The organism is Mesorhizobium sp. EU05-FHT14A09 (genome assembly GCF_058790995.1).
In genome coordinates, this window is record NZ_JBYTDF010000008.1 from 193,326 (window position 1) to 218,424 (window position 25,099).

The 25,099-nt window shown below is 60.4% G+C and carries 25 protein-coding genes; 9 read left to right on the plus strand and 16 right to left on the minus strand.

Going from position 1 to position 25,099, the window contains the following annotated elements:
- Positions 1-412: 412 nt before the first annotated feature.
- Complete coding sequence (gene ctrA / locus AC3WTO_RS23900) at positions 413-1,108, plus strand: response regulator transcription factor CtrA (RefSeq protein WP_054311454.1); 696 nt, start codon at positions 413-415, stop codon at positions 1,106-1,108.
- Positions 1,109-1,114: 6 nt separating this feature from the next.
- Here ctrA and AC3WTO_RS23905 read toward each other — a convergent pair whose 3' ends face one another.
- Positions 1,115-1,555 carry a response regulator gene (locus AC3WTO_RS23905; RefSeq protein ID WP_492463301.1) on the minus strand — a complete coding sequence of 147 codons (441 nt, stop codon included), beginning with the start codon at positions 1,553-1,555 and terminating at the stop codon, positions 1,115-1,117.
- Between the two features lie 196 nt (positions 1,556-1,751).
- On the minus strand, positions 1,752-2,381 hold the full coding sequence (gene chpT, locus AC3WTO_RS23910; RefSeq protein WP_492463300.1) for a histidine phosphotransferase ChpT: 630 nt from the start codon (positions 2,379-2,381) through the stop codon (positions 1,752-1,754).
- Positions 2,382-2,692: 311 nt separating this feature from the next.
- On the opposite strand from chpT, the gene AC3WTO_RS23915 reads away from it, so the two are divergent.
- Positions 2,693-3,274, plus strand: a complete 582-nt coding sequence (locus tag AC3WTO_RS23915) for a DUF1134 domain-containing protein (protein WP_492463299.1) — start codon at positions 2,693-2,695, stop codon at positions 3,272-3,274.
- A 146-nt stretch (positions 3,275-3,420) separates the two neighbouring features.
- Positions 3,421-4,656: a coiled-coil domain-containing protein gene (locus tag AC3WTO_RS23920; RefSeq protein WP_492463298.1), complete on the plus strand. Its 1,236-nt coding sequence runs from the start codon at positions 3,421-3,423 to the stop codon at positions 4,654-4,656.
- 100 nt (positions 4,657-4,756) lie between these two features.
- On the opposite strand, the gene AC3WTO_RS23925 is transcribed toward AC3WTO_RS23920, so the two are convergent.
- The 6 genes from AC3WTO_RS23925 to AC3WTO_RS23950 form a co-directional block, all read right to left on the minus strand.
- Positions 4,757-5,572, minus strand: a complete 816-nt coding sequence (locus AC3WTO_RS23925) for a TrmH family RNA methyltransferase (RefSeq protein WP_492463297.1) — start codon at positions 5,570-5,572, stop codon at positions 4,757-4,759.
- A 193-nt stretch (positions 5,573-5,765) separates the two neighbouring features.
- Positions 5,766-6,104, minus strand: coding sequence for an ArsR/SmtB family transcription factor (locus AC3WTO_RS23930; protein WP_492463296.1), 339 nt, complete (start codon positions 6,102-6,104; stop codon positions 5,766-5,768).
- Positions 6,105-6,245: 141 nt separating this feature from the next.
- Positions 6,246-7,028, minus strand: coding sequence for a HugZ family pyridoxamine 5'-phosphate oxidase (locus AC3WTO_RS23935; protein ID WP_492463295.1), 783 nt, complete (start codon positions 7,026-7,028; stop codon positions 6,246-6,248).
- 38 nt (positions 7,029-7,066) lie between these two features.
- Complete coding sequence (locus tag AC3WTO_RS23940; protein ID WP_492463294.1) at positions 7,067-8,239, minus strand: CaiB/BaiF CoA transferase family protein; 1,173 nt, start codon at positions 8,237-8,239, stop codon at positions 7,067-7,069.
- A 3-nt stretch (positions 8,240-8,242) separates the two neighbouring features.
- Positions 8,243-9,004: a 3-hydroxyacyl-CoA dehydrogenase gene (locus AC3WTO_RS23945; protein ID WP_492463293.1), complete on the minus strand. Its 762-nt coding sequence runs from the start codon at positions 9,002-9,004 to the stop codon at positions 8,243-8,245.
- Positions 9,005-9,093: 89 nt separating this feature from the next.
- Positions 9,094-9,639, minus strand: a complete 546-nt coding sequence (locus AC3WTO_RS23950; RefSeq protein ID WP_492463292.1) for a GNAT family N-acetyltransferase — start codon at positions 9,637-9,639, stop codon at positions 9,094-9,096.
- Positions 9,640-9,909: 270 nt separating this feature from the next.
- Here AC3WTO_RS23950 and AC3WTO_RS23955 point away from each other — a divergent pair, with 270 nt between their 5' ends.
- Positions 9,910-10,899: a glutathione S-transferase family protein gene (locus AC3WTO_RS23955; RefSeq protein WP_492463291.1), complete on the plus strand. Its 990-nt coding sequence runs from the start codon at positions 9,910-9,912 to the stop codon at positions 10,897-10,899.
- A 1-nt stretch (position 10,900) separates the two neighbouring features.
- Here the strand turns inward: AC3WTO_RS23955 and AC3WTO_RS23960 are convergent, their stop codons facing one another.
- A complete protein-coding gene (locus tag AC3WTO_RS23960) occupies positions 10,901-11,401 on the minus strand; it encodes an NUDIX domain-containing protein (protein WP_492463469.1) in 501 nt (166 codons plus the stop codon).
- A gap of 51 nt (positions 11,402-11,452) precedes the next feature.
- On the opposite strand from AC3WTO_RS23960, the gene AC3WTO_RS23965 reads away from it, so the two are divergent.
- The gene (locus AC3WTO_RS23965) at positions 11,453-12,373 is read left to right on the plus strand and encodes a metallophosphoesterase family protein (protein ID WP_492463290.1); all 921 of its coding nucleotides are present in this window, start codon (positions 11,453-11,455) and stop codon (positions 12,371-12,373) included.
- Here the strand turns inward: AC3WTO_RS23965 and AC3WTO_RS23970 are convergent.
- The 4 genes from AC3WTO_RS23970 to leuA form a co-directional block, all read right to left on the minus strand.
- Entirely contained in the window at positions 12,363-12,983 is a 621-nt protein-coding gene (locus AC3WTO_RS23970; protein WP_492463468.1) for a hypothetical protein, read from the minus strand. The two genes, AC3WTO_RS23965 and AC3WTO_RS23970, sit on opposite strands and share 11 nt — an antisense overlap.
- A 114-nt stretch (positions 12,984-13,097) precedes the next feature.
- Positions 13,098-13,883, minus strand: a complete 786-nt coding sequence (locus AC3WTO_RS23975) for an alpha/beta fold hydrolase (protein WP_492463289.1) — start codon at positions 13,881-13,883, stop codon at positions 13,098-13,100.
- Positions 13,883-16,807: a tetratricopeptide repeat protein gene (locus AC3WTO_RS23980; protein WP_492463288.1), complete on the minus strand. Its 2,925-nt coding sequence runs from the start codon at positions 16,805-16,807 to the stop codon at positions 13,883-13,885. The genes AC3WTO_RS23975 and AC3WTO_RS23980 overlap by 1 nt, the downstream gene beginning before the upstream one ends.
- A 144-nt stretch (positions 16,808-16,951) precedes the next feature.
- Entirely contained in the window at positions 16,952-18,628 is a 1,677-nt protein-coding gene (leuA, locus tag AC3WTO_RS23985; RefSeq protein WP_492463467.1) for a 2-isopropylmalate synthase, read from the minus strand.
- Between the two features lie 461 nt (positions 18,629-19,089).
- Between leuA and AC3WTO_RS23990 the strand changes: the two genes are divergently transcribed.
- From AC3WTO_RS23990 to AC3WTO_RS24000, 3 genes are all read left to right on the plus strand, one after another.
- Complete coding sequence (locus AC3WTO_RS23990) at positions 19,090-20,256, plus strand: ATP-grasp domain-containing protein (RefSeq protein ID WP_492463287.1); 1,167 nt, start codon at positions 19,090-19,092, stop codon at positions 20,254-20,256.
- A 3-nt stretch (positions 20,257-20,259) separates the two neighbouring features.
- A complete protein-coding gene (locus tag AC3WTO_RS23995; protein ID WP_492463286.1) occupies positions 20,260-21,036 on the plus strand; it encodes an esterase family protein in 777 nt (258 codons plus the stop codon).
- Positions 21,037-21,122: 86 nt separating this feature from the next.
- Positions 21,123-22,115, plus strand: coding sequence for a Bug family tripartite tricarboxylate transporter substrate binding protein (locus AC3WTO_RS24000; protein WP_492463285.1), 993 nt, complete (start codon positions 21,123-21,125; stop codon positions 22,113-22,115).
- Between the two features lie 35 nt (positions 22,116-22,150).
- Here AC3WTO_RS24000 and AC3WTO_RS24005 read toward each other — a convergent pair whose 3' ends face one another.
- Both AC3WTO_RS24005 and AC3WTO_RS24010 read right to left on the minus strand, forming a co-directional pair.
- Complete coding sequence (locus AC3WTO_RS24005) at positions 22,151-22,471, minus strand: putative quinol monooxygenase (protein WP_492463284.1); 321 nt, start codon at positions 22,469-22,471, stop codon at positions 22,151-22,153.
- 60 nt (positions 22,472-22,531) lie between these two features.
- On the minus strand, positions 22,532-22,969 hold the full coding sequence (locus AC3WTO_RS24010) for a DsrE family protein (protein ID WP_492463283.1): 438 nt from the start codon (positions 22,967-22,969) through the stop codon (positions 22,532-22,534).
- 93 nt (positions 22,970-23,062) lie between these two features.
- Between AC3WTO_RS24010 and AC3WTO_RS24015 the strand changes: the two genes are divergently transcribed.
- Entirely contained in the window at positions 23,063-24,154 is a 1,092-nt protein-coding gene (locus AC3WTO_RS24015) for a hypothetical protein (RefSeq protein ID WP_492463282.1), read from the plus strand.
- Between the two features lie 11 nt (positions 24,155-24,165).
- Here AC3WTO_RS24015 and AC3WTO_RS24020 read toward each other — a convergent pair whose 3' ends face one another.
- Positions 24,166-25,095 (minus strand): cation diffusion facilitator family transporter, encoded by a 930-nt coding sequence (locus AC3WTO_RS24020; protein WP_492463281.1) that lies wholly within the window; start codon positions 25,093-25,095, stop codon positions 24,166-24,168.
- Positions 25,096-25,099 lie beyond the last annotated feature (4 nt).

Below are 25,099 nucleotides of genomic sequence, written 5' to 3' on the forward strand. Positions count from 1 at the left end.
ACTATCGCTCCGCTGGCCTTGCGAAGCTCCCGTATCGACCGGCTTCCCCCCGATTTTCGGAACTCTATGGAAAACAAAGTCCTAAGATTTTTTCCGAACGGTAACCATTCGTTTACGGGCATTGTTAATCATACGGGTCAGGGCTTAAGGCCGGGTAAAAATTTCGGCCTGGGTGCAGGACGTAAGAGATGAGTCCGTTGAGTCGGTTACGGCATTTTCTTAATGTGCCGAATCAGAATTTGACGCGATGAATCGCCTTTGGATTCAAGTGTGTGTGGAAAGAGGTTAAAATTTCTGGTATCGCTTTGAACGCGAAATTAGGATTTGTTAACCATTCAGTGGCAGCTTCGGCTCAGGCAATCACTGCTCCGGTCCCGGACGGGTCAGGTTCGGCAGCAGAAAGGGGAATAAAATGCGCGTTCTGCTGATAGAAGACGACAGTGCAACTGCTCAGAGCATCGAGCTGATGCTCAAGTCCGAAAGTTTCAACGTCTACACCACCGATCTCGGTGAAGAAGGCGTCGATCTCGGCAAGCTCTACGATTACGACATCATTCTGCTGGATCTGAACCTCCCGGATATGTCGGGCTACGAGGTGCTGCGCACGCTGCGCCTGTCCAAGGTCAAGACACCGATCCTGATCCTGTCCGGCATGGCTGGCATCGAGGATAAGGTGCGCGGTCTCGGCTTCGGCGCCGACGACTATATGACCAAGCCATTCCACAAGGATGAGCTGGTCGCCCGCATTCACGCCATCGTGCGCCGCTCGAAGGGTCATGCCCAGTCGGTCATCGCAACCGGCGAATTGATCGTGAACCTCGACGCCAAGACCGTCGAAGTCAGCGGCCAGCGTGTGCATCTGACCGGCAAGGAATATCAGATGCTGGAGCTGCTCTCCCTGCGCAAGGGCACAACCCTGACCAAGGAAATGTTCCTCAATCACCTCTATGGCGGCATGGACGAGCCGGAGCTGAAGATCATCGACGTCTTCATCTGCAAGCTGCGCAAGAAGCTTGACGCGGCCTCCGGCGGCCAGAACTACATCGAGACGGTCTGGGGCCGCGGTTACGTGCTGCGCGAGCCGGAAGAGATCCGCGAAAGCGCCTGACCGCGCTTAGAGCCGAACATCAAGAGACCCGGCCTGCGCCGGGTTTTTTGTTGGCGCCGACTGGCGCGTGCGCGCCGTCGCGCTGCTCGCCTGCAACGCGCGGAAGCGATCCAGCAGCTGTTCGCGGTTGAACGGCTTCAGCAGGTAGCCATGCGCACCGGCGCGTTTTGCGCGCATGATGGTGCCGAGATCGAGTTCCACGAGAAGGGCAACGATCTGTGGAACCACCGGGCCACCCAGCGAACGGATGTGGCCGATGAACTCCGGAAGTTGCATGTCCGGCATCGACACATCGAAAACGATGATATCTGGCATTTCAGCGGAACAGAGTTCGACTGCTTCCCGGCCTGCAGCGGCCTCTATGACCAGCATGCTTTCGCTGCCGAGGATGCGTTTGGCGACCTTGCGGATCACACTCGACTTGTCGACGAACATGCAGCGTTTCATGCCATCCCCCTTTCCCGCGGAACACGCGGGTTCTTCCCATCGCCGGGAATATTAGGGCAGGGCGTTTAAAAAGCGGAAAAGGCAATGCATAAAATTTGCACGAGAGCATCAGCCTTCCGTGCGAAGCGGGCCTTTTGCACAGCGCTCAGCGATGCCGGGCGCCGTTTTCCCTTGCGGGATCCGGACGAGGCGCTGGTCAGGCGGCCAGCAGAACGATCTCGTCTGCCGTGGCGCGAATGGTAATCGTCATGCCAGCCTCTCGGGCCAGCAGCAGCGTGTAGTAGGGCTGGACCGAATGGGCGTCGATCGGCTCCTCGGGTTTGCCGCCCGAATGGAGTTCGAGGAATTTCGGCGGAACCCGCAGCATCGGGCCGCTCGCCGCCAGCGTGAAGCGCGGTTCGGTTTCCAGATCTTCCAGCGTGATGGAGAGCCGGCCGCCCCGTGGAATGGCGGCGTTGGCAATCAGCACCAGGTTCAGCAGCAGCTTGACCTTGTTTTTCGGCAACAGGGCACGGCCACCGGTCCAGGTCAGTTCGGGTTTTTCATTCTTGAGATAGGCGATTGTGACGGCTTCCGCGTCACCGGTGTCGATGAGCATGCCGGCCGAGCCTGCGGCGCCATAGGCGATGCGGGCGAACTGCAATCGAGCCGAGGCATTGCGGGCGCTCTGTCGAATGAGGTTCATGGCGTCCTCGTCGGCGCCGCCTTCATCGAGCAGTTCAAGGCCGTTGTTGATCGCACCGACCGGCGAGATGATGTCGTGGCAGACCTTGCTGCAAAGCAGTGCGGCAAGCTCGGATGGAGTCAGGGTGAAAAGGTCAGCCATGGAACCCTCGAGGATGTAAGCAACAGCGCCTGGCCTTCGCCTACCGCGCGGACCACGCGAATCATGCTCTCGCCAGCTTCGTCTGGATATACGGCGCTTTGGGGAGGAGCAACCATTCCGCGGCGCTGGATGTATGGCCGGTCGTCGCAAGAAAGATGGCGCCCGGCCTTCGAACGGCCATCATCCTGTGTGAGTTAATGGTTGAAGAACAATTACGGCATAGTTTGCTAGGGAATGGCACCGGAAGCGGCCGATTGAGAGTCGCAGGTGCGAGGCGTCGGCGAAGGTGCTCCCAGACGGAGATTGGAAGCATGAATTCCCGATTTCGCGATTGGCGCATTCCTCGCGCTCTCGCCCTGACAATCGCCCTGTTGGGCTTTTTCACCCTTTCGCTCCAGGCCTCGTACGCACAGCAGTACACGGCGCAGGAGATCGTCGATTCGGGTCACAAGTTCTTCGGTGAAACTTCAGGCGGGCTGGCCACGGTTGTCGAGAAGATCTTTTCGACCTACGGCCTGCCGAACGGCTACGTGCTGGGCGAAGAAGGATCGGGGGCTTTCGTCGGCGGTCTCACCTATGGTGAAGGCAAGCTCTACACCAAGAATGCCGGCGACCATAAGGTCTATTGGCAAGGGCCGTCCCTGGGTTGGGATTTCGGCGGGCAGGGCTCGCGGGTGATGGTGCTGGTCTACAATCTTGACGACGTCAGCAACCTCTACAATCGCTTTGCCGGCGTTGCCGGCTCCGCCTATGTGATCGCCGGCCTCGGCTTCAACGTCCTGAAGTCAGGAAACGTGCTTCTGGTGCCGATCCGTACCGGCGTTGGCGCCAGGCTTGGCGTCAACCTGGGGTATCTGAAGCTTACCCAGCAGCCAACCTGGAATCCTTTCTGACGCGAACTGGTTCATATTGAGCGGCGGATTGAGAAAGAGGGCTCGATCCGCCGAAATACCGGCGCCGAATACTGGATTTTGCCTGTCAGACCATGCAAGGTTTCGTCGGCATGACAAAAGTGGCCGAACTTAACGGATAGACCATCTTGGTTCAGTCGATCCTCTTCTTCCTTCTCGGCTTCCTGTGTGCCGGCTTTCTGGTGGTGCTGATTGCACCTGCCGCCTGGCGTCGGGCCGTCGCTCTGACAAAAAAGCGAATTCACGCGGCAATGCCGCTTACCGCCGCGGAGATCACCGCGGACAAGGATCGTCTGCGCGCGGAGTTCGCCGTGACCGCACGTCGGCTGGAAATGGACGCCAAGACCTCGAAGGAAATGGCCAATGATCGTTTCATCGAGGTCAATCGCGTTCGCGAGGAATTGAAGCAGGCAGCGACCGAGGCGACCCAGAAGACAGAGACGATCGCCGCACTGGAAACCGCCGGCAACGAATTGCGGACGCAGTTGCAGCAACGCACGGCCGACATCGAGCGCTTGTCCGGGAAGCTTGCGAAACTCGAAGCGGATACGACGAAAAAGAAAGGCGAGATCGAGAAGCTTGGTCAACTCTACGAGGAAGCCAGCTTCTCGTCCTCCAACAGGCAGATCGAACTGGCCGCGCGCGAATCCGAGATCGAGAAACTGAACAACGACGTCTCCGTGCTGCGTGCCCAGCGCAAGGAAGCGGACAAGCGTCACCAGGATATCGTGGCAGAAGGCAAGGCAGCCATCGACGCGCTGGCGAACGAGAAGAAAAAGCTGGCGGACCGGGAACAGAAACTCGAACGTCTTCTGTCTACCCTGGCAGATCGCGATGAAACACTGGATCGCCGTGAGCGCGAGCTGACGAGGCTTAAGGAAGAAATGAAGAAGAAGGGGCTGCAGTCCGAGGTGCCAGCCAACGGGCAGGGTGCCGTGATCAGTGACGGGCCACGCCGGCAGGAAGACCGCGCGGTGACGCAGTTGTCTCCTTTGCTTTCCGGCGCCGGCAGCGATACCGAAAAGGCAGTCGCCAAGCTCAACAATGATCGCGAACGGCTGGAGGCAAGGCTGACCACGCTTGTTCGCGAGAACAAGAAGTTGCGAGGCGGCTCCTCATTCGAAGTCGGCCAGCGCGATGGCGGGACAAGGGAACTGCGCGAGGGCACGCTTCTGCGTGAACAGATGCAGGATCTCGCTGCCGAAATCATAACGCTCACCGCGGCACTCGAGGGACCGAACTCGGAAGTCGCCAAGGCGCTTGCCGCTCCGGAAAGCAGCGCAAACGCTGGCAAGGAGCGCGCTGCGATCCGCAGCATTGCGGAGCGTGTGCGGGCGCTGCAGAAGACCGACACGCCGGGTTGATCGGGGTTGAAGCGCCTTGGCGACTTCCGAGTTCGGTCTCTTGGGCGCCCGAAGCTTTTATTTTCGTCGCATTTTTGTGACGCCGAGTGACCCCGTTTGGCTAAAAAATGCTCCCGCGGTCATTCGCCGAGAAATGATGCAGGGCGATGGCCGATGCAGCGGCGACGTTCACGCTGTCGAAGCCTTTGGCCATATCGATGCGCAGCGTTCGCATACGGCTCAGCAGGGCCTCTGGGAGGCCTTCTCCCTCCGTGCCGAGATAGAGAGCGGTTTTGGCGCCTGGTTTGACAGTGCGAATATCCACGTTGCCGCCTGGCGAAAGCGCGTAACTCTCGAAACCCAGGTTCATGAGTTGGGCCGCCAGGTCGGTGGGGGCTGATACAGTTGCAAACGGCACCTTGAGAGCCGCACCCACCGAGACCCGTATTGCCTTCCGATAAAGAGGGTCACAGCAAGTCGGATCGATCAACACGGCACTGGCGCCAAAGGCGGCCGCATTGCGGAAGATCGCGCCCAAATTGTCATGGTTGGCGATCCCTACGGCCACGACGACCAGAGCCTTTTGCGGAAGCATGCGGAGGATGTGGTCGACCTCCAGCGGAATGCCCTTCTGCCCCACAGCCAGAATGCCGCGGTGAATCGGGAAACCGGCGATATGATCCATGACCACGCGGCTGGTCACGTAGACAGGCAACTGCGGAGGCGCTTTTTCAAGAGTATCGGCCAGGCCTGAAAGGCGGTTTTCCAGAACGAGTACGGATTCTGCCTGGAAATGGCTGCTGTTCAAAAGCACGTTGAGGACGACTTTGCCCTCGGCGATAAAACGCCCTTGTCTGCCGACCAGATCACGCTCGCGAATGTCACGGTATGGGGCGACCCGGGAATCTTCCGGATCATCGATACGAATGGTTTCCATCAGAGACCGCAAGCAAAGGTTTTCCCGTCGTCACCGGCAGTTACCCCGGTTCGGACGCCACGCTCGCTATAGCTGAAAGGATTTTGTTCCGGAAGCCATCGCCTAGCGTGCAGCCTCAGGGCTGCACATCGATCCGGAATGGCGGCCCGCAGCCCTGGCGGTCATAGACACAACCAGGGGTAATTCGAAGCAGTTATTTGCCGACGCCGAGAAACCGCGAATGCTGCTGAGGTTCGGACTTGCCGCCGAAAATCGCGCCCAGGGTGCGAAGCAGCTGGCGAACGGCGTCGGAACGGCAGGAATAGTAGATCATCTGCCGGTCGCGACGCGTCTGGACGAGGCCGAAGGCGCGCAGTTTTGCCAGATGTTGAGAAAGGGCTGACTGGCTGAGATCCACCTTTTCGGCGATCGTTCCTACCGTCAGCTCATCATCGATAAGATGATTCATGATCGCGAGGCGCTTCTCGTTGCCCATGAGGGTGAGGAACGCAGCCGCAGTTTCAGTATCGGAGACTTGGTTTTCCTGAAGCATCAAATGCCCACCTTTCTTCAACACAGAAGCCATGGGGGCAATGGCGATGATGAATCACTCATACACTAATTTTATTAAGTGATGCAAGTGTCAGATGCAACCTGAGGTCACAGCTCCGTGATCGTGGATTGTTATTTTCGCTCACGATCCGGAGGCTTCAGGTTCTGCGGCCGCGCGGCCGGCCTTCGCCATCTCAACCAGCGTTTTGCGCAGATCTTGCTGTGTTTCCAGCGGCTTGGGAAAGAAGACGCGTTCGGTGCGGTCGCCACTGACAAGATCCATTCCGTCCGCATCGAGCCCGGCCAACGTCCAGCCGTCGCCTTCCGATTTCGCGTAGTGGCGGGCGTAGACCGTGATCGCGTCCAGATGGTCGCTGTTCATGTGGTCGAGTGCTGACTGCTCGCCGTCAGCCAATGCATCATTGATCGCACCGTCAACGATCAGATCCGAATGATCCAGCAGATAGGCTTTGCCGAAGCCGCCATTGAGCGAGGCGCGGTCAACCTCAAGCCGAAAGAAGGAAAAGTCTCCGAGGCCGACATAAAGCTTGGCCTTGGGGTTGCGGTTAAGGTAGCGGCGTTCCGCCCTGATCTGCTCGGGCGTACCTCGTTCCAGGCGGTTGGCATGGCAGATCAGCGTCATGCGCGGATGCGCCAGGGCATCGCCTTTGCCCGGCTCGCCGACCAGCAGGGAACAGCGCGTATCGGCGAGCAATGCGCCTGTGTGTGGGGCGAGCATGGAGATCAGGATCAGAGGTGAGCCATTGATATCGGTGGCGACGCCAACGCGGCTGGCCAGCGGTGCGCCGGAGGCAGGATCGATGACAGCAAGTGCTCCGTAGCGTGCCGTACGCAGCAGCGTCTTGGCCAGCCGGATCGATTGCGCATCTGTTTCCCGGATGACGTCTTTCTTCGGTTCTTCCACGGCACGCACCATATAAGCTGAATATTGTTGTCCACTTATCAGCCAATAGCGCCGGTTTTGACAAGGGCTTCGATCTCATCTTCTCGAAAACCGAAGCGCGTCAGAGTTGAGCTCGCCGTCTGTTCGTTTTCGGAGAATGGTTTGCCTGCCGAAGACGGGGTCGCCGAAAAACGCGGAGCCGGTGCTGGCCTTGTGAACCGACCGACATCGACGAAGGCATCACGCGCGCGGTTGTGCGGGTGCTGTCGCGCCTCGGTGAAAGACAACACCGGTGCGACGCAGGCATCGGTCTCGTCAAACAACCGATCCCAATCATCGCGTGTTTTTTCCAGTATCCGGAGAGTTATGGCCTCACGCATCCGAGGCCAGAGTTTCCGGTCGTATTGACCGGCCGCGAACTGCTGGTCCAACGGCAGCAGGCGGGCGAATTCGGCGAAAAACTGCGGCTCAAGGCATCCAACAGCGACGTGGCGGCCATCGGCGGTTTCGTAAGTATCGTAAAACGGACAACCGGAATCGAGCAGGTTGACGCCGCGCCGATCACTCCAGAGACCGGCTGACATCGCCGCCTGAAGCGGCAGGGCGAGTGCTGAAGCGCCTTCGACCATAGCTGTGTCGACGACCTGCCCTTTGCCGCTGCGCGCGCGTTGAAACAGTGCGGCAAGGACCCCGGCGATCAGCATCATGGTTCCGCCGCCGTAGTCGCCAACCAGGTTGAGCGGAGGCACCGGCCTTTCGCCGTCATGGCCAATGGCGTGCAGGATGCCTGTATAGGCAAGGTAGGTGATATCGTGGCCAGCGCGATCGGCGAGGGGGCCATCCTGTCCGAAGCCCGTCATACGTCCATAAACCAACGCCGGATTGCGAGCGAGGACCATGTCCGGTCCAAGGCCGAGCCGCTCCATCACGCCGGGGCGGAAGCCTTCGATCAGGATGTCCGCTTTCTCAGCAAGCCGCAGCACCAGTTCAGTGCATTCAGGACGCTTCAGATCAACGGTAAGGATGTCGCGGCCGTGCCGGTCCAGGTCATTTTCGGCCGGCAGTGACAAGAACGGTCTGTCGGGACCGCTGCGCTCGATGCGAACGACTGTCGCTCCCATTTCGGAAAGCATCAGCGCGGCTAGTGGGACCGGACCCAGCCCCGCCATTTCGATCACCGTTAAACCGACCAGCGGCCCGCTTCGGGTTTCCTGCGGCCCGGTCGCCGGCATGGCCTATTTCGGTGCCATGCGGATGGCGCCGTCCAGGCGGATGGTTTCCCCGTTCAGCATCTGATTTTCGACGATGTGCAACGCCAGCGCCGCGTATTCAGATGGCTCGCCAAGTCGGGATGGGAACGGAACGGCGGCGCCGAGGGAGTCCTGCACCTCCTGCGGCATGCCGGCCATCATCGGTGTCTTGAAGATACCGGGTGCAATCGTGCAGACACGGATACCCGAGCGGGCAAGATCGCGCGCCACTGGCAAGGTCATACCGACCACGCCGCCTTTGGAAGCGGAATAGGCGGCTTGGCCGATCTGCCCGTCGAACGCTGCTACCGAGGCAGTGTTGATGATGACGCCGCGTTCGCCGCCGGTCAGTGGTTCGAGCTTGGCGGCGCGGTCCGCAACCAGCCGGATCATGTTGAAGCTGCCGATCAGATTGACCTCGATCACCCTGCGGTACTGATCAAGAGGATGCGGACCGTCCTTGCCGACCGTCTTCACACCGATCGCGATACCGGCGCAATTCACCAGGATGCGTGGTTCTCCAAGGGATTTTGCTACCTCGGTCACTGCTGCAGCGCCGTTCTCGGCGCTGGACACATCGCATTTGACCGCAATACCACCGATTTCAGCCGCCACCTTATCGGCACGCTCGATGCCGACATCGAAAAGGGCGACCTTGGCGCCCTTGGCTGCAAGCGCACGCGCTGTCGCCTCACCAAGACCCGAGCCGCCGCCGGTCACGATTGCGATCTGGCCGTTTGGGTTCATGCGCTATTCTCCTTGCTTGTCGACGGCATGCTAGGGACCTGTAGCAAGGGCTGCAACAGGCAAGACGATCTGCTGCGGATACCCGCGCATCAGGCCGGTTCGCCGACGCCGACCTGGTCGGCGCCGTGGCCGATCTGGTCGGCGTGGTGAACCATGCCAGTCAGCCTGGCTGTCGCGCCCGGTTCGATCTCATGCGCCAGAAGCCGGTCGAGGTCGACCGGTCTTGGCATGGCGATCTGTCCTCTCGGAATCCGCTTGAACCCAAGCGGACCATAATAAGGCTCGTCGCCGACCAGAACGACGCAGGCCGAACCGGCCTTCACAGCGGCCTCGATCGCCATTGCTACCAGCTTGCGGCCGATGCCGAGATTCTTGAAGGCCGGGCGCACGGCCAGGGGACCGAGAAGCAGTGCTTTGCCGGAACCCGCTATGATCCGGGTCATCCGCACCGATGCGATCACCGTGTCGCCGTGCAGTGCAACGAAGGAAAGGCCGCGTTCGTGAGGGCCGCCTTCGCGAATCTTGTAGGCTGCGCGGGTGAAGCGCCCAGGCCCGAAGGCTTCTTCGTTGATCGATTCGATTTCGGGATCGTGCGCCGGGGTTTCCGGCAGGTAAGTCACGTCGGCAAGGCTCATGGTCTTTGCGTTCCGGTATGCAAGGAAAGATTGCTGCAAGCGGCAGCGTTCGCCAGTCAGCGCTTCAAGCGCGGGCGATCTTTCGTCGTCGGTCGAACCGGATTCCTGCAAAATCGAACATGCGGATTGTCCGCTAGCATCAAAATTTCGGGATCGCAATCGATGTTTTGAAGGGTGTTGCGCCAGCGTTTGACAGTGTGTTCAGCCAAAACACGTTCCCCGTGCCCGGCACGCTCACTAGATTGCTGTGGCAGAACAGGAGGATTGTCGATGGGATTGCTGGTCGACGGCAAATGGCAGGACCGCTGGTACGATACCGGCAGCAGCGGCGGCAGGTTCGAGCGCTCGCAATCACAATGGCGCGACTGGATAACCGTTGACGGCAAACCGGCGCAGGGGCGTTCGCGAGGGTTCAAGGCAGAACCCGGCCGCTATCACCTTTATGTCTCGCTTGCCTGCCCTTGGGCGCATCGCACCCTGATTTTCCGGACGCTCAAGAAGCTGGAAAAGGTCATCTCCGTCTCGGTCGTGCACCATTTGATGCTGGAGAACGGCTGGACCTTCCAGGCCGAAGACGGTGCGACAGGCGACACGCTCTACGACCTCGATTTCCTGCATCAGATCTACACCAAGGCCGACCCGGCCTATTCCGGGCGGGTCACCGTGCCCGTGCTGTGGGACAAGAAGGAACAGACGATCGTCTCCAACGAGTCGTCCGAGATCATCCGGATGTTGAACTCGGCATTCGATGAATGGGGGGACGCGGCGGTCGACTTTTATCCACCTGCATTGCGCAGCGAGATCGATGCCGTCAACGCACAAGTCTACGGCGCCGTGAACAATGGTGTCTATCGAGCGGGCTTCGCAACCAACCAGGCTGCCTATGACGAAGCTTTCGGGGAGTTGTTCGCGGCGCTCGACAGCCTGGAGGCGCGGTTATCGCGCCAGCGCTATCTGGTCGGCAACGATGTCACCGAGGCGGATTGGCGTCTCTTCACCACGCTCGTTCGTTTCGATCCGGTCTATGTCGGCCATTTCAAATGCAATCTGCGCCGCATTGCCGACTATCCGAACCTGTCGAACTACCTGCGCGACCTGTATCAGGTTCCGGGAGTGGCGCAGACGGTCGACATGCATCACATCAAGGCTCACTACTACGCCAGCCACCGCAACATCAATCCGACCGGCATCGTTCCGCTGGGACCGCAAATAGACAATCTGGCGCCCCACGACCGCGCCCGGTTGAAGAAGGCGGCCTGATCTACCAGTAGGGCGAAACCGTCGCCCCTTGGAACATCTCGGCGATGCGCCTGAGCGTCGCCGGCGTCGTGCCGTCCGGCAGTCGATCAAGCGGGAAGAAACCGGCTTCAGCGATTTCATGGTCGGGGTGTTTCGGCTCCGCTTGATGGAAGGTCTCGATCAAATAGAGCCCGACGTGGTCGCGTGGGCTCGAGGCCCGGTTGAAGTGCATGGATTTGAGCACCGGCGCCGCAGATATCGCGATATTGCCCTCCTCTTCGAGTTCCCTGGCCAACGCCTCTCCCATCGTCTCGCCCGTCTCGACGCCACCGCCGGGCAATTGCCAGCCGGGAACATAGGTGTGGCGGATGAGGAAGACCGCATTGTGCCCGCGGTCGTGGACAAGACCACGGACGCCGAGAGTCATCGGCCGCTGCAGCAGGAACAGAGTGTGGAAGAGTTTTGCTCTCAGGCGAGGCCAGCCGGTCTGGCGGAAAGGGCGTTCGGGATCGCTGCCGGTCATTTCAGGTGAACCATGGTGGATTGCGAACGAGCGGTCGCTTATGAAGGTTTCATGTTCAGGCTTGCGCATCTCTCCGACGCCCATCTCGGCCCGCTGCCCGGTGTATCGTATCGCGATCTCGCCTCCAAGCGGGTGCTGGGCTACGTCAACTGGCAACGCAACCGCCGCCGCACCATGCATGACAAGGTCATCGACACGCTGGTGGCCGACGTCAAGGCGAGCGGCGTGGACCACATTGCGGTGACGGGTGACCTGGTCAATCTGGCGCTGGACAGCGAAATCGAAATGGCCCGGTTGTGGCTGGAGATGCTCGGGCAGCCAAGCGACATTTCCGTGGTTCCTGGCAATCACGACGCCTATGTTCCGGGCGCATTCGACAAGGCGTGTCGTGCCTGGGCGCCCTGGATGAGCGGCGATGGTGCCAACACCCAGGTCGATCGCCACAGTTTCCCTTATCTCAGGGTGCGCGGCGACGTCGCACTGATCGGGGTATCGACCGCGCGCGCGACGGCACCGTTCATGGCAAACGGCTTCTTCGAGGAGAAGCAGGCCGAGCGTTTGGCGCAGCTTCTGGACAAAACCGGCGCGCAAGGCCTGTGCCGGGTGATCCTGATCCATCATCCGCCGATCCGTGGCGCGGTGGCTCAGACCAAGCGACTGTTCGGGATTCGTCGGTTTCAGAATATCGTCAGGCGGCATGGCGCCGAGCTTGTGCTGCACGGGCATTCGCACGATCCAACGTTGTTCTGGCTCGGGCGCGTCCACCGGTTGCCGGTTGTGGGTGTTGCCGCTGCGGGGCAGGGCCCCGGGGGACGGCATCCTGCGGCGCAATACAATCTGATCGAAATCGAGAAAGCCGCGGATGGCTGGCGTATCGGACTGACCCGGCGCGGCCTCGCGGGGACAGCGCTCGCGATCGCCGATCTCGAGACCCTGGAACTCGGCGCCGAGCCTGAAAAATCTACGGTCTGAGGTTTTCGATCAGCGGCAGGAGGCGATCCCAGAACAGCGCCGCCGAAATCCCGAGACCAACCAGGGCGCCTACCAGGATCAGGCCAATTCCGCCCAGGATCGTGCGCCCGCGCGTCTGGCTGCTCGCTTGAGGCTGAGGCTCCGCATTCAAGTCGGTCTCTGGTGCCGGCTGCTCTTTCGGTTCGATACCGCCTTCCATAAAGCGTTGCCGTTCGACCAGACGCTCGGCGATGTAGCGGGTGACCTGGTCGCCAACGAACTTCATGTCCTGGGATTCAGCCAACACGACGCGGCCGAGACGGGTGTCCTTGACGAAACGGTAGGTCCGACGATCCCGCCCCATCGCGACATGGCTCACCGCGTCGATCCACAACCGTGGCTGCAGTCCCGAAGACAATGCGAAATCGAAGTAATCGATATCGGAGGACGCTTCCGCGAACACTGGCGACAGGTCCGCGGCCAGCAGCTCCAGGCGCATCCGATGGGCCTCGCGCATGTCGACAACGACGTCATCCCGATCGGCCAGAGCGTTCTTGACGTCGCGAACGGCCTCCGACAGCTTGCTTCGCGCCGGATCGATGGGGGTTACGGTTTCGCCTGCTTCGGGCATCGCCTTGCCTCGCGGTTTGGTTAACCACCGGTTAACACGAACCGGGACGGATTTCATCCATCGCGATTGTGTCGGAATGATCTCGAAGGGAGCGAATTGGGAGAATGACCGGCGTCAAGCTGATGCCGTTGCCGAACCGCTCGCCTGATTGCGCAAGATTCCGCGCAGCAGTTCGACGATCAGCCCGGGCACTTCGTCGATCAGCATGTGACCGGCAACCGGAACAAGGTGCAGGTCGAAATGGGCCGGCAGTTGATCGGTCTGGCTGACCGGCAGGACGGTGTCCAGCACCCCCCAGACCACGGCGACAGGCATGGTGAGACCCGCCACCGCTTCTGCCGGAATGACGCCTTGCCGCCCGCCGCGCGTGATGGCCATCACAATCTCGGCAAGCTTTTCCATCTGGCCGGAGCGAGCACGTGCGGCCACGTCTTCGGCAACGGTCCGCTCGGATACGACATGGCCAGGACCCGCCATCGCGGCAAGACATGCCCGGATTTCATCGCTTTGCGCTGCCTTGGCAAACCGGCGCAGCAGTGCCGTATCGATCTCTTCGCCATACCCTCCCGGGGCCAGCAGCGTGAGCGAGGCAACATGTTCGGGAGCTGAGAGCGCGATCAGGGTCGCGACAGCCCCACCCATCGAATGGCCGACCAGATGGATATGACTGGCGTCGCGCTCCCTGAGGTCGGAAAGAACGGCTTCGGCCATCCGCTTGGGCGAGCGCGCTCCCTCGACGTCCAGCGAAGCGCCGTGGCCGGGCAGGTCATAGGCGATGATCTCCGCCTCTTCGGCAAGCTGGGCGGCGATCTCTTCCCAAACGCCATGGGAACCGCCGAAACCGTGCAGCAGCACGATTGTGGGGCCGGTTCCTTGTTGGTGGGCGAAGAGGGAAGACATCAAGTTGCGCCGCTCAGTCCCGCTGTTCGAAGAGCCCCTATGAATTTTTCTACCATATCGGTCGGGTAGTTGCGCTTGATAAGGGTTGCCCGTGGGTTGGTGACATATGTCGGGAAGGTGGTTTCCAACAGATCGATGATGTCCTTGACCAGGCGCTGGTTTCCGGCTTCGGAGGCTACGATCAACCGGCCCGTGAGGAACAACGGATTGGGAGCGACGGTTGCAAGGGGAGCAACCGCCTTGGCCGCCAGTGCCTTGTCGCCCTGCATGTAAGCACTCGCGAAAAGCCCATAATCCCACCACGCAGCATGGGCACCGTTTGCGGCTTCGATCGCCTGGCTCATCACGGTTACACCCCTCGCATAGTCGCCACTGAAGGTCAGCGCATAGGCGTAGGAGGCAATCGCCTGGGGATCGTACGGGTTCATCTCGTATGCTTTGGATGTCCACTGGACCGTGTCCGACCACATGCCCAGCCGATTGGAGATGTAGGCCTTGGCATTGTAGGCGCGCGGGCTCGAAGGGTCGGCCTGGATGGCGCGTTGCGCGAATTCCGCGGCCCTTTCCAGGGAGGCCTCGGCAGGGTAGGCGTAGCGCCAGATCAATCCGGTCGTCGTCAGGGTCGACAGGCTCGAATAGACGAGGGACGACTTGGCATTGCCGTCGGCCTGCGCCTCGAAACAGCGATAGGCTTTTTCATGGACCTTGGCGTTCGCCTCCAGTTCGAAGGCATTTTCCTGGATCAGGCAGTCAACGAGCCCCTTGGCCAGGCCGCTCCGCGCGAGTGACGTATAGATGGCGCCGGATACCGGTGCGCTATCCCCCAGAATTTTCCCGACCTGAGGCCCGACCTGTGCCGGCGTGGTGTCGAGTTCCGTCAAGTTGCGGGACAGGACAACCGTTCCGTTTTGAAGGTTCTGGATCTCGACAGCGACGGTGCCTGCCGAAGGGCCTGGCTGAACGTTGAAAAGGAAGCTCGTCGCGTCCGCTGCCCTGTTTCGCTCCGGGGCAGGATCGCGACCGATGAAATTGATCGTCTCGAAGTGGGAAAGACCGGCACGTAGCGCTGTAGTGACGCGCTCCACAGCGCCGCCGGTTCCTTTTGCCACGAGGTAGACGATCGGCAGGTCTTCCGAATTCGCCGCCACTGCTGTCGCCGGAGACGGCTGCTGAGCGGGCGTCGCAACGCCAGCTGCATGCTTCAACCCACTGTTCTGAAGTGCCTGCAGGAGTTTCTCCGTCAGATCTGGCGGATAGTGATTTTTGACGAAGGTGGCTCGTGGATTTGTCGAAAAGTCGGGGAATCTGGTGCGCAGATCCGTCAACAGCCGCGTCACCTCATCGGATTTGCCATCCTGGGTTGCGACAACGAGCTGCGCCACGAGATATTCGGGCTGGGGCTCGACTGTTGACAATGCCTGCGCGGCTCGCCTTTGCAACTCAAGGTCATCCAGCATGAATGCCCCTTGGAACAGCGCATAGTCGAGCCATTTGCTGTGCGGGTTCGCAAGGTTGAGGCTGCGTGCCAGCAGGGCCGTGCCTTCACGATAGTCGGCGGCCATCACCAGCGCCCAGCCATAATGATAGACCGCTCTCAGATCGTATGGGGCAGCATCATAGGCCTTTTTCGCCCAGCGAACTCTTTCCTTCTGGTTTCCGATGACCCCTTCGGCATAGGCGGCCATGCGGTAGGCACGCGAACTGCTCGGATCGATCTGGATGGCCCTGTTCACATAGGCCATCGCCTGTTGCACGCTCGGATTGGGCGGATACGGATAACCCCAGACGATCGCGTCCAACTGCTGGCCCGCGAGGGTCGCATAGATCAGGGCTGACGCTTCGCCATGGGCAACCAGCTTTTCCAGGCAACGATAGGCGGCTTCGTGACCCTCGGCGCTTTGGTTGGACGGATAGCTTTTCGAGAGAATGACACAGGTGGTCAGGTCGTTCTGCAGCCGGTTTTGCTCGATGTAGCCATAGATGGAGCCGAACGGACCGGTGACGCTGCCAAGGATCTTGGCGACATGATCGGTTACCTGCGAAGCCGTGGTCTCGAACGCCGTCAGGGTTTCTGAAGTCAGGATGCGGCCTGTCTTCAGGTTCTTCACTTCGATTGCAACGCTGCCAAGCGTGGCGCCCGAGCTCAGCATGAAGACAAAGGTTGTTGGATCGCCAGACCGCAGCGAGTCCTCGCTGGGGTTTCGATCGATGAACTGGATCGTTTCCATGTTGGACAAACCAGCGCGCAATATCGTTTCGACGCGCTGGACTTGCGGATTTTGTTGCGCTGCGACCAGATAGACGGCCGGCAGCTTCTCCAGCGCTGTCGCTGTTCCCTGGTCCGGCTTGCTGCCCTTTGCCGGATTGCCGGAAATGAGTTCCGGTCCATAGGTCTGGCGCAGCATCAGCACCATGAGGGTGACAATGACGATGAAAAAGATGGCTATGGCTATCCAGAAGGCATGCAGATGCCGGAACAGGAAAACCGCGGACGTTGGAATGGATTCTGCGGACGCGGCTACCTGCCCCTGAACAGCCGGGATCTGCCGCTGTGTCGATTGCTGCTGAAACGGGATGCCGATCCCGTTCGGTTCGTAACTCGGAACATAACTGCCGCGGGGAATGACGATGCGGATCGGTTCACCTGCACCCTCGCTGCTGAAATACTGCTCGAGCAGGTCTCTCAGCCTGCCTGCCTGCACACGCACCACGGCGTCGGTAGAAGGGTCGAAGCCCGCATCCTTGCCGAAGACGTCGATCGCAATGGAAAATCCCTTGAGCTTGTCAGCGTCGCCGGCCTGTTCCCGCTCGACGAGATAGCGCAGCAATTCACGCGCGCGCTCTGAGCGACCAAAGGTCTGGCTCGCCAGCAGTCTATCAAGCGTTTCGCGCACTGCGGGGGCGGCAGGCGTGGAATGCTGCAAGTATGGAACCTCTCAAGCCGGCACAGGTCGCACGATATCACCCGCGACATTCGCACTTTCGCGCCAATATCGTCCCAAGCCCGCTTGAAGCATTACAACCCCGGCTGGAAAAATCCAGCCGGGGTTTTGCGTAAAGCGCGGAAATCAGTGGGTTTTGAGGCCGAGTATGCGATTCGCCGCCGAGACAACGGCCTCAAGCGAAGCCGCGACGATGTTGGTGTTGATGCCGGCGCCGAAAACCTTGCCGCCATCATGTTCCATTTCGACATAAGAAACGGCCGAGGCGTTGGAACCACGCTGCAAGGAATGCTCGGAATAGTCGAGCACCGACATCGAGATGCCGACATGGCGCGAAAGCGCGTCGACGAAACCGTCGATCGGGCCGGTGCCGGTACCCTTGATGATGGTTTCCTTGCCTTTGTCGAGGATCACGGCCTCGACGACTCGCCGGCCTTTGACGGCAGGGTCGGGGAAGGTCTGGTGGTCGATAAATTTCAGACGTCCGCCCGGCTGCTCGACATATCTGTCGATGAAGCGATCGTAGATGCGCTTCGCCGGCACTTCCTTGCCCTCCGCGTCGGTGATGGCCTGGATGTCCTGGCTGAACTCGATCTGCAGATTGCGCGGCAGGTTGAGGCCATAATCGGCCTGCAGCACATAAGCGATACCGCCCTTGCCGGATTGTGAATTGATGCGGATGATCGCTTCGTAGCTGCGGCCGACATCCTGCGGGTCGATGGGCAGGTAGGGCACTTCCCATACCTCCTTGTTGGCGGACTGGATCGCCTTCATGCCCTTGTTGATGGCGTCCTGATGCGAGCCGGAGAAGGCGGTGTAGACGAGTTCGCCGACATAGGGATGGCGCTCGGGAATCTTGAGCTGGTTCGAGTACTCGTAGACATCCTTCATGCGGTTGATGTCGGAGCAGTCCAGTTCCGGATCGACGCCTTGCGTGAACATGTTGAGCGCCAGCGTGACGACATCGACATTGCCGGTGCGCTCGCCATTGCCGAACAACGTGCCTTCTACGCGGTCGGCGCCGGCCATCAAGCCAAGCTCGGTCGTCGCGATACCGGTGCCACGGTCATTGTGTGGATGCAGCGAGATAATCAGGCTGTCGCGATTGTCGAGATGGCGGATCATCCATTCGATGCGGTCGGCATAGACATTCGGTGTCGACATCTCGACGGTCGACGGCAGGTTGATGATCAACCTGTTGTCGGGCGTCGGCTTCACGATCTCGGTCACCGCGTTGCAGATTTCCAGCGCGACTTCGAGCTCGGTGCCGGTGAAGCTTTCCGGCGAGTACTGGAAACGATAGCCGCCACCAGCCTTGGCGGCCATGTCGGTGATCATCTTGGCGGCGTCGGTGGCGATCTGCTTGATGCCGGCGACGTCCTTCTGGAAGACGACGCGGCGCTGCAACTCGCTGGTCGAATTGTAGAAATGAACGATCGGGGTCTTGGCGCCCTGGAGCGCTTCGAAGGTGCGCGTGATCAATTCCGGCCGACACTGCACCAGCACCTGCAGGTCGACATCGTCGGGCACGCCGCTCTCCTCGATGCACCAGCGCGCGAAATCGAAATCGGTCTGCGAGGCGGAAGGAAAGCCAACCTCGATTTCCTTGAAGCCCATATCGAGCAACAGCTGGAACATGCGCGCCTTACGCTCATGACCCATCGGGTCGATCAGCGCCTGGTTGCCGTCGCGCAGGTCGACGGAGCACCAGATCGGGGCTTTTTCGATCTTCCTGTTCGGCCAGGTGCGATCGGTGAGGCCGACCAGCGGGTAGGGTTCATATTTGCGTACGGCACTCGGCATGCCTTTGGGGGCGAAAGCTTGGGGCATGTCGGCCTCGACGCTCGTTCGTTGCGTGAAATTCATTTTTCAGTCTCCCGGCTGCTGTCCGGCATTGCCGAAGCACAAGCAGCGCCTTCAGGCGAAGTCAATTGGTTTGGTGACTTGAGGAGCTTGCCTGGGAATAAGCCCTGGCGGCAACGACCGCCGGGCGCTCCTTCAGCGGACCCGGCGATCGCCGATAAGGCCGAGAAGAAGTAGAGCCGAGGAAAGCGCGCGCACGGTCTCGCCGGCCAGGCCGGTCGGACGGAAAGCAGATGCTGCTGGGCGCGTCTTCATGGCCGCTCTCTTACAGGAGCGATCTGTCCGAGGCAAGCCGGACGGCATGGTTGTCTGTGAACAGGGTGCCTGGAACGGTTTTCCTTTGCGGTTTCACACAAATGCGGCAGACTTTGCCGATCGCCTAGCGACCAGGAGGACTGACCATGAATTTCGTGTTCTTCTCGCCGCATTTTCCGGCCAACGGCGCCGATTTCTGTGATCGTCTGAAAAAAGCCGGCGCAACGGTGCTGGGCATCGGCGACGCGCCTTACGACCTTTTGGCGCCGAGACTCAAAGGGGCGCTCAGCGAATATTACCGCATCACCGACCTGGAAGATTACGATCAGACCTATCGGGCGATGGGACACTTCATCCACAAATGGGGGCGCATCGACCGGTTCGAGTCGCTCAACGAGCATTGGCTCGACCTGGAGGCCGGTATCCGTACCGACTTCAACATCGAAGGCATCAAGCTCGACTATGTGAAGAACATCAAACGCAAGAGCCGCATGCGGGCCTCCTTTCGTAAAGCCGGCGTCAACGTCATCGCGCAGCGCAAGACATCGGATCGCGCCGGTGCCATGACCTTCCTGCGCAAGGTCGGCTATCCGGCGGTGGTGAAGCCGGATTCAGGCGCGGGCGCAGCACACACCTACAAGATTTCCAACGTTGCCGAACTGGATGAGTTCTTCCGCATCAAGCCGGAAGGCATGAGCTTCGTCATGGAAGAATTCATCGACGGGCTCGTCGTGACCTATGATGGCCTGGTCAACCGGGACGGCGAGATCGTCTTTGCGGCAAGCACGAAATACGACGACTCCATCATGGATGTCGTCAACAAGAACAAGCACATGAGCTACACATGCCGGCCCGAAATTCCGGCCGAGGTGGAAGAGGCCGGCCGCAAGATCGTCAAGGCGTTCGATCTCAAGGAACGTTTTTTCCACATCGAGCTGTTCGAGACGAAGCAGGGCCGCATCATTGCGCTGGAGGTCAACATCCGTCCGCCAGGTGCCTGGATGCCGGACGCCATGAACTACAGCTTCGATATCGATATCTACGCTGAATGGGCCAACATGGTGGTCAGGAACGAGGTCGGCGGGCCCTTCGAGGGCAAGTTTTTCACCGTGTATGCCAGCCGCAAGAAACACATCCGCTATCGCCACAGCCATGCCGATGTGTTAGCCGCCCACGCCGACAAGATCGTCCATCATCAGGACATCGAAGAGGTGTTCAGCCGCGCCATGGGAAACTACGCCTATCAGTTGCGCTCGCGCGATCGCCAGGCATTGCGCGCGGCGGTCGACTACATCCATGCCGAGGAGGCGTAAGCGATGGACATCTCCTACCACAAGCGCTGGAGCGGCAAACTCGGGCGCGACATGGAATACAAGCGCTACGGCTATGCCGGTCGCCCGGTCATCGTTTTTCCGACCTCGCAGGGGCGCTTCTATCAGTTCGAGGACGCCGGCGGGGTCGGTTCGCTGGCGGAATTCATCGACACCGGTCGCATCCAGATCTTCACGGTCGACGGCATCGACAGCGAGAGCTTCTTCGACAAACATGCCGCCCCCGCCCAGCGGATCGGCCGGCATGAAGCCTATTTCCGTTATCTGCGCGAGGAGGCGTTGCCGGAATTCACGGCCATCGCCTCCGAAGCCAATGGCGGGCGCTCGCTGAAGCCGCTGTTCTCTGGCTGTTCGATGGGGGGATATCATTCGTCGAACTTCGTGTTCCGCTATCCCGATCTGGCAGCCGGCGTGATTTCCCTTTCGGGCGTCTATTCGACGCGCGGTTTTCTTGGCGATGGCCTTGCCGGCGATATCTACTACAACTCGCCGCTCGACTATCTGCCCGGCCTATCCGACGATGTACTGCTCGCAGGGCTGCGTTCTCTGCGGCTGATCTTCTGCTGCGGGCAGGGGGCCTGGGAAGAGCAGATGCTGGCCGAGACGCAGGCATTGGAACGTGTGCTGCGCAACAAGGCGATCCCCGCCTGGGTCGACTATTGGGGCGGCGATGTCGACCATGACTGGCCATGGTGGCACAAGCAGCTTCCTTATTTTTTCAGCCGCTGGCTGGATGAGGATCTGAAGCATCGCCTGGATTGAGGTTGCCTGCTTGCATTCCCATCTTGTTGTCTGCCCTTGTCGATTGTCGTAACCAGGTCGAAGGGCGAGGGATGAGGAGGAACAGCATGGCATTTTCTGAATTCACACGTCGCGCCATTTTGGCGCTCGGGCTGTCGGTTCTGCCGTTGGCCGGCATGGTCACGCAGTCAATTGCGCAGGAATTCCCCAATCGTACGGTTACGCTGGTGGTGCCGTTCGCGGCTGGCGGCTCGACCGACCTCGTTGCCCGCATCATCGCACAGAAGATGTCGGACGATCTCGGCCAGCAGGTGATTGTCGAGAACGTCGCCGGTGCGGGCGGCAATATCGGCGCCGATCGCGTCGCGCGTGCCGATCCGGACGGTTACACCATTCTTATGGGCACGGTCGCTACGCACGCGCTCAATCCGCTGATCCTCAAGACCAAGCCTTATGACCCAGAAAAGGATTTTTCGCCGGTTTCCTTGCTGGTGATCGTGCCCAACGTGCTGGTGGTCAATCCGGAACTGCCGGCCAAGAGCGTGCAGGAACTGGTCGCTCTGCTCAAGGCTGAACCCGACAAATACTCCTATGCCTCGTCGGGAATCGGCACGCCGCTGCATCTCTCGGGCGAACTGTTCAAGATCATGGCCGGCGTCGAAATGCAGCACATTCCCTACAAGGGCGCTGGCCCGGCACTCAACGACGTGATCGCCAATCAGGTGCCGATCATGTTTGACAACCTGCCGTCATCGTCATCGCACATCAAGGGTGGGACGCTGAAGGCGCTGGGTGTGACGACAGCCAAGCGCGTGCCGTCTTTCCCAGACCTGCCGACCATCGCGGAATCCGGCGTGCCTGGGTATGAGACCTACAGTTGGAATGCGCTGTTTGCGCCGCCCGGCACGCCGAAGGACGTTGTCGATCGGCTCAACGCGTCGGCGAACAAGGCGATGAAGGATCCGGCGGTGATTGCCAAGATGGGCGATTTCAGCGCCACCATCGTCGGCTCGACGCCTGAAGAACTTGGCGCCCATGTCAAGGCAGAGCTCGCCAAATGGGAACCGATCGTCAAGCAGGCCAAAATCCAGGTCGATTGATCGAAGCCTGGTTCATCCGAACGGTTGCGCGGGTGTCAGCCCTGCGCAACCGCTGCTACGGGCTGGTTCAGCCCGTAGCCGCCTGCCGGTTCGGTTTCGAACTGGAAGTCGAACCCGGCCACCATGGGGCGAGCCCTGGCGATCGCCTCCTGCACATGCGGCAGTTGGAGCGATGCCTTGTGGCTCGCGGCATCGACCCAGACTTCGGTGACCCAGAGCGCCGTGGTGTCGGCGGGGTCGCGAGCGACGATGTAATTCAAGCAGCCGGGCATGGAATCGGTGGCCTCGAGCAGGAGCTGGAGGAGTTCCTCACGCTTGCCGGGAGTCGCACGCATCTTTCCGATCAGGCCATACATCAGGCACTCCCTTCGATCGCCACCCTCTATACTGATCATCCGATGAAATCGGGACCGATATCAAGGCCTTAGATAAGCATACCCTGCGGCCTGCAACTCGGCCAGCTTCACGACCCCACCGGCATCGGCGCTGACAAAGCCTTCGAACAGATCGGGCAGCGCTATATTCATGCCATGCATGGTGTTGGCGCAGGCCTGTGGCGTCATTCCCTTTTTCATAAGACTGGCAAAACGGCCGCTGACGGCCGCCGAAGCGCCATCGCGCTTGAACGCGGCCAATGCCGGGCCGTGGACAACCAGGACGATGTCGACCTCGCCGCCGGTGCCATCGAAATGGTTCTTGATGTTGCCAAGCACGAAGGCGACCTTGTCGAGGTCATCGAGATGGTAGGCGACCTTCTGCCTCGGATACGATACCGGCGCAGCGGTGGCCACTTTCAATCCCAGGACCGCTCCGGTTGAAGCCAGAAATCCGCGGAAGATGTCCCTGCGAAGCATGAAAACCGTCCCATTCTAGGCAGCATAATGCGCGTGACCTTCGACTGGTTCCTAGCATAGAATCCAGGGCAGCGGATCTCTGTGGAGGGCTCGATGATGATGATGTCGAGAAAGATCGCAGCGGGGAGTGCAGCAATCGTCGGCGCGCTCATCGCGACAGCAGCGGCTCGTGCCGATGAGCCGCGCATGCTGAAGGAGCTCAGCCCGGATGGTGGCAGCGCCTGTTTCAGCCGGGTTTATGATGCGGGCCATCTGAAAGCCCATCCACATCAGAAGGTCGCGCGGATCTTCTTTTATCATGGCCCCGATCCGGTCAGCCGGCCGAGCGAAGACCCGACGGAAGGCGCGGGTATCGCCGGCTACAATGGCTTCATGGCGACGACCGTGCGTGGTGCTTCCAAGCCCGAATGGGTTGGCGGCTGGTGCAATGCTGCAGACGAAGAAAGCGGTAAAAGCGCGATCCATTGCGGCATGGAGTGCGACCGGACCATGTCGGATCTCAGCCTGGATGCGAAAGGTCGGCTTAAAGTCGATGCCTTCAATCGTGACATCTATCTGGACATCGGCGCGGAAGATGAACTCGGCAAGGTGGAATACGAACGCCAGGCACTCGGCACGGACGATACTGGTTTCCTGCTCGAGCGCAGGCCGGTGGCGGACTGCAAGGCGGAGTTCGCGCGCATCGCACCGGTCAATCCGGCACTGGGTGATCCGCTGCGCTTGCGGCTCAAGCCTGGCCAGCCGTTCTGCTTCGGGCGCGACTATTCAGCCGAGCATCTGGCATCGCATCCCGAGCAGGAGACGAAGACCATCCGCGTCTTTCGCGGCGCAACGCAGGTCGCAAGCTTTGCCGCGCAGGGAAAGGCAGCAGACTGGCCGAATGGCGCCGACCTGGTTGTGGCGATGACCACGCGCAAGGCGGCGGCGAAGGTTACGCAAACCTATTCCTGCCAGGGCGAGGCCGACCAGTGGCGTTGCGTGGCGATCCCTGCCGGTGGTGCGGCGTCCTGCGATCTGTCGGAAAAGGAAATCTACCTGCGCCGCGGCGCCAACAACACCGTGCTGTTGGCCAATCCGAAAGAAAGCCTGCCGCTTGCCGATCTGTGCCAGGCGAGCGCCGAAACGAAATCGGATGACAGGGTTTTCCGCCTCGAGGCGATGCCACAATCCGCCTGTTCTCAATAGGCCCCTGAGCTTCAGGCGAAGGGAACGGCAACGGTGCCCTTCGGCAGCTTGGCCTCGTCGTCCGGTTCGACATGGATGGTGACACGCACGGACGGGATTTCGGCCCTCAACGCGTCCTCGATGCGGTCGCAGATGACGTGGCTGTCGCCGACCGACATATCCGCATCGACCACCATGTGAAATTCAATGAAGGTGGCGCGGCCTGCGATGCGTGTGCGTAGGTCGTGGACTTCCAAGGCACCCTTGGAATTGGCTGAGATGATGTCGCGGATGCGGATGTGTTCATCCATGTCGACGGCGCGGTCCATCAGCCCGCTCATCGATGATCCGATGACATGCCAGCCCTGCCACAGGATGTTCAGCGCGACGATGACGGCCAGCGCCGGATCGAGGAATCGCCAGCCGGTGTAAACCGCCCCGACGAGGCCGATGAAGACGCCGATCGAGGTGACGACGTCGGTCAATATATGCTTGCCGTCGGCGACCAGGGCAGGGGAGCGTGCCGAACGACCGCTGCTGATCAGTAGCCAGGCCCAGACGGCGTTGAGCAGCGTCGCCAGGCCGTTAACGGCGAGACCCATCCACCGCTGTTCGAGCGGCGCCGGATTTTGCCAGGTGCGCCAGACTTCGTTGAGGATCAGCATGGCGGCCACCACGATCAGCACGCCTTCCAGCACGGCCGAAAGATATTCCGCCTTGTGGTGGCCGAAAGGATGGTCCTGGTCGGCAGGCTTGTGACTGATGCGGATCGCCCAGAAGGCGGCAGCGGATGCAATGACGTTGACGATCGATTCCAGCGCGTCCGAATAGAGCGCCACTGAGCCGGTGATCAACCAGGCCAGCAGTTTCAGGCCGAGCACGACGAAGGCCACCACGATCGACCAGAAGGCGAGCGTGGCGACTTTCTGCTTGGAAGCGTCCTTGGCCGTTACCGCTGTCATCTCA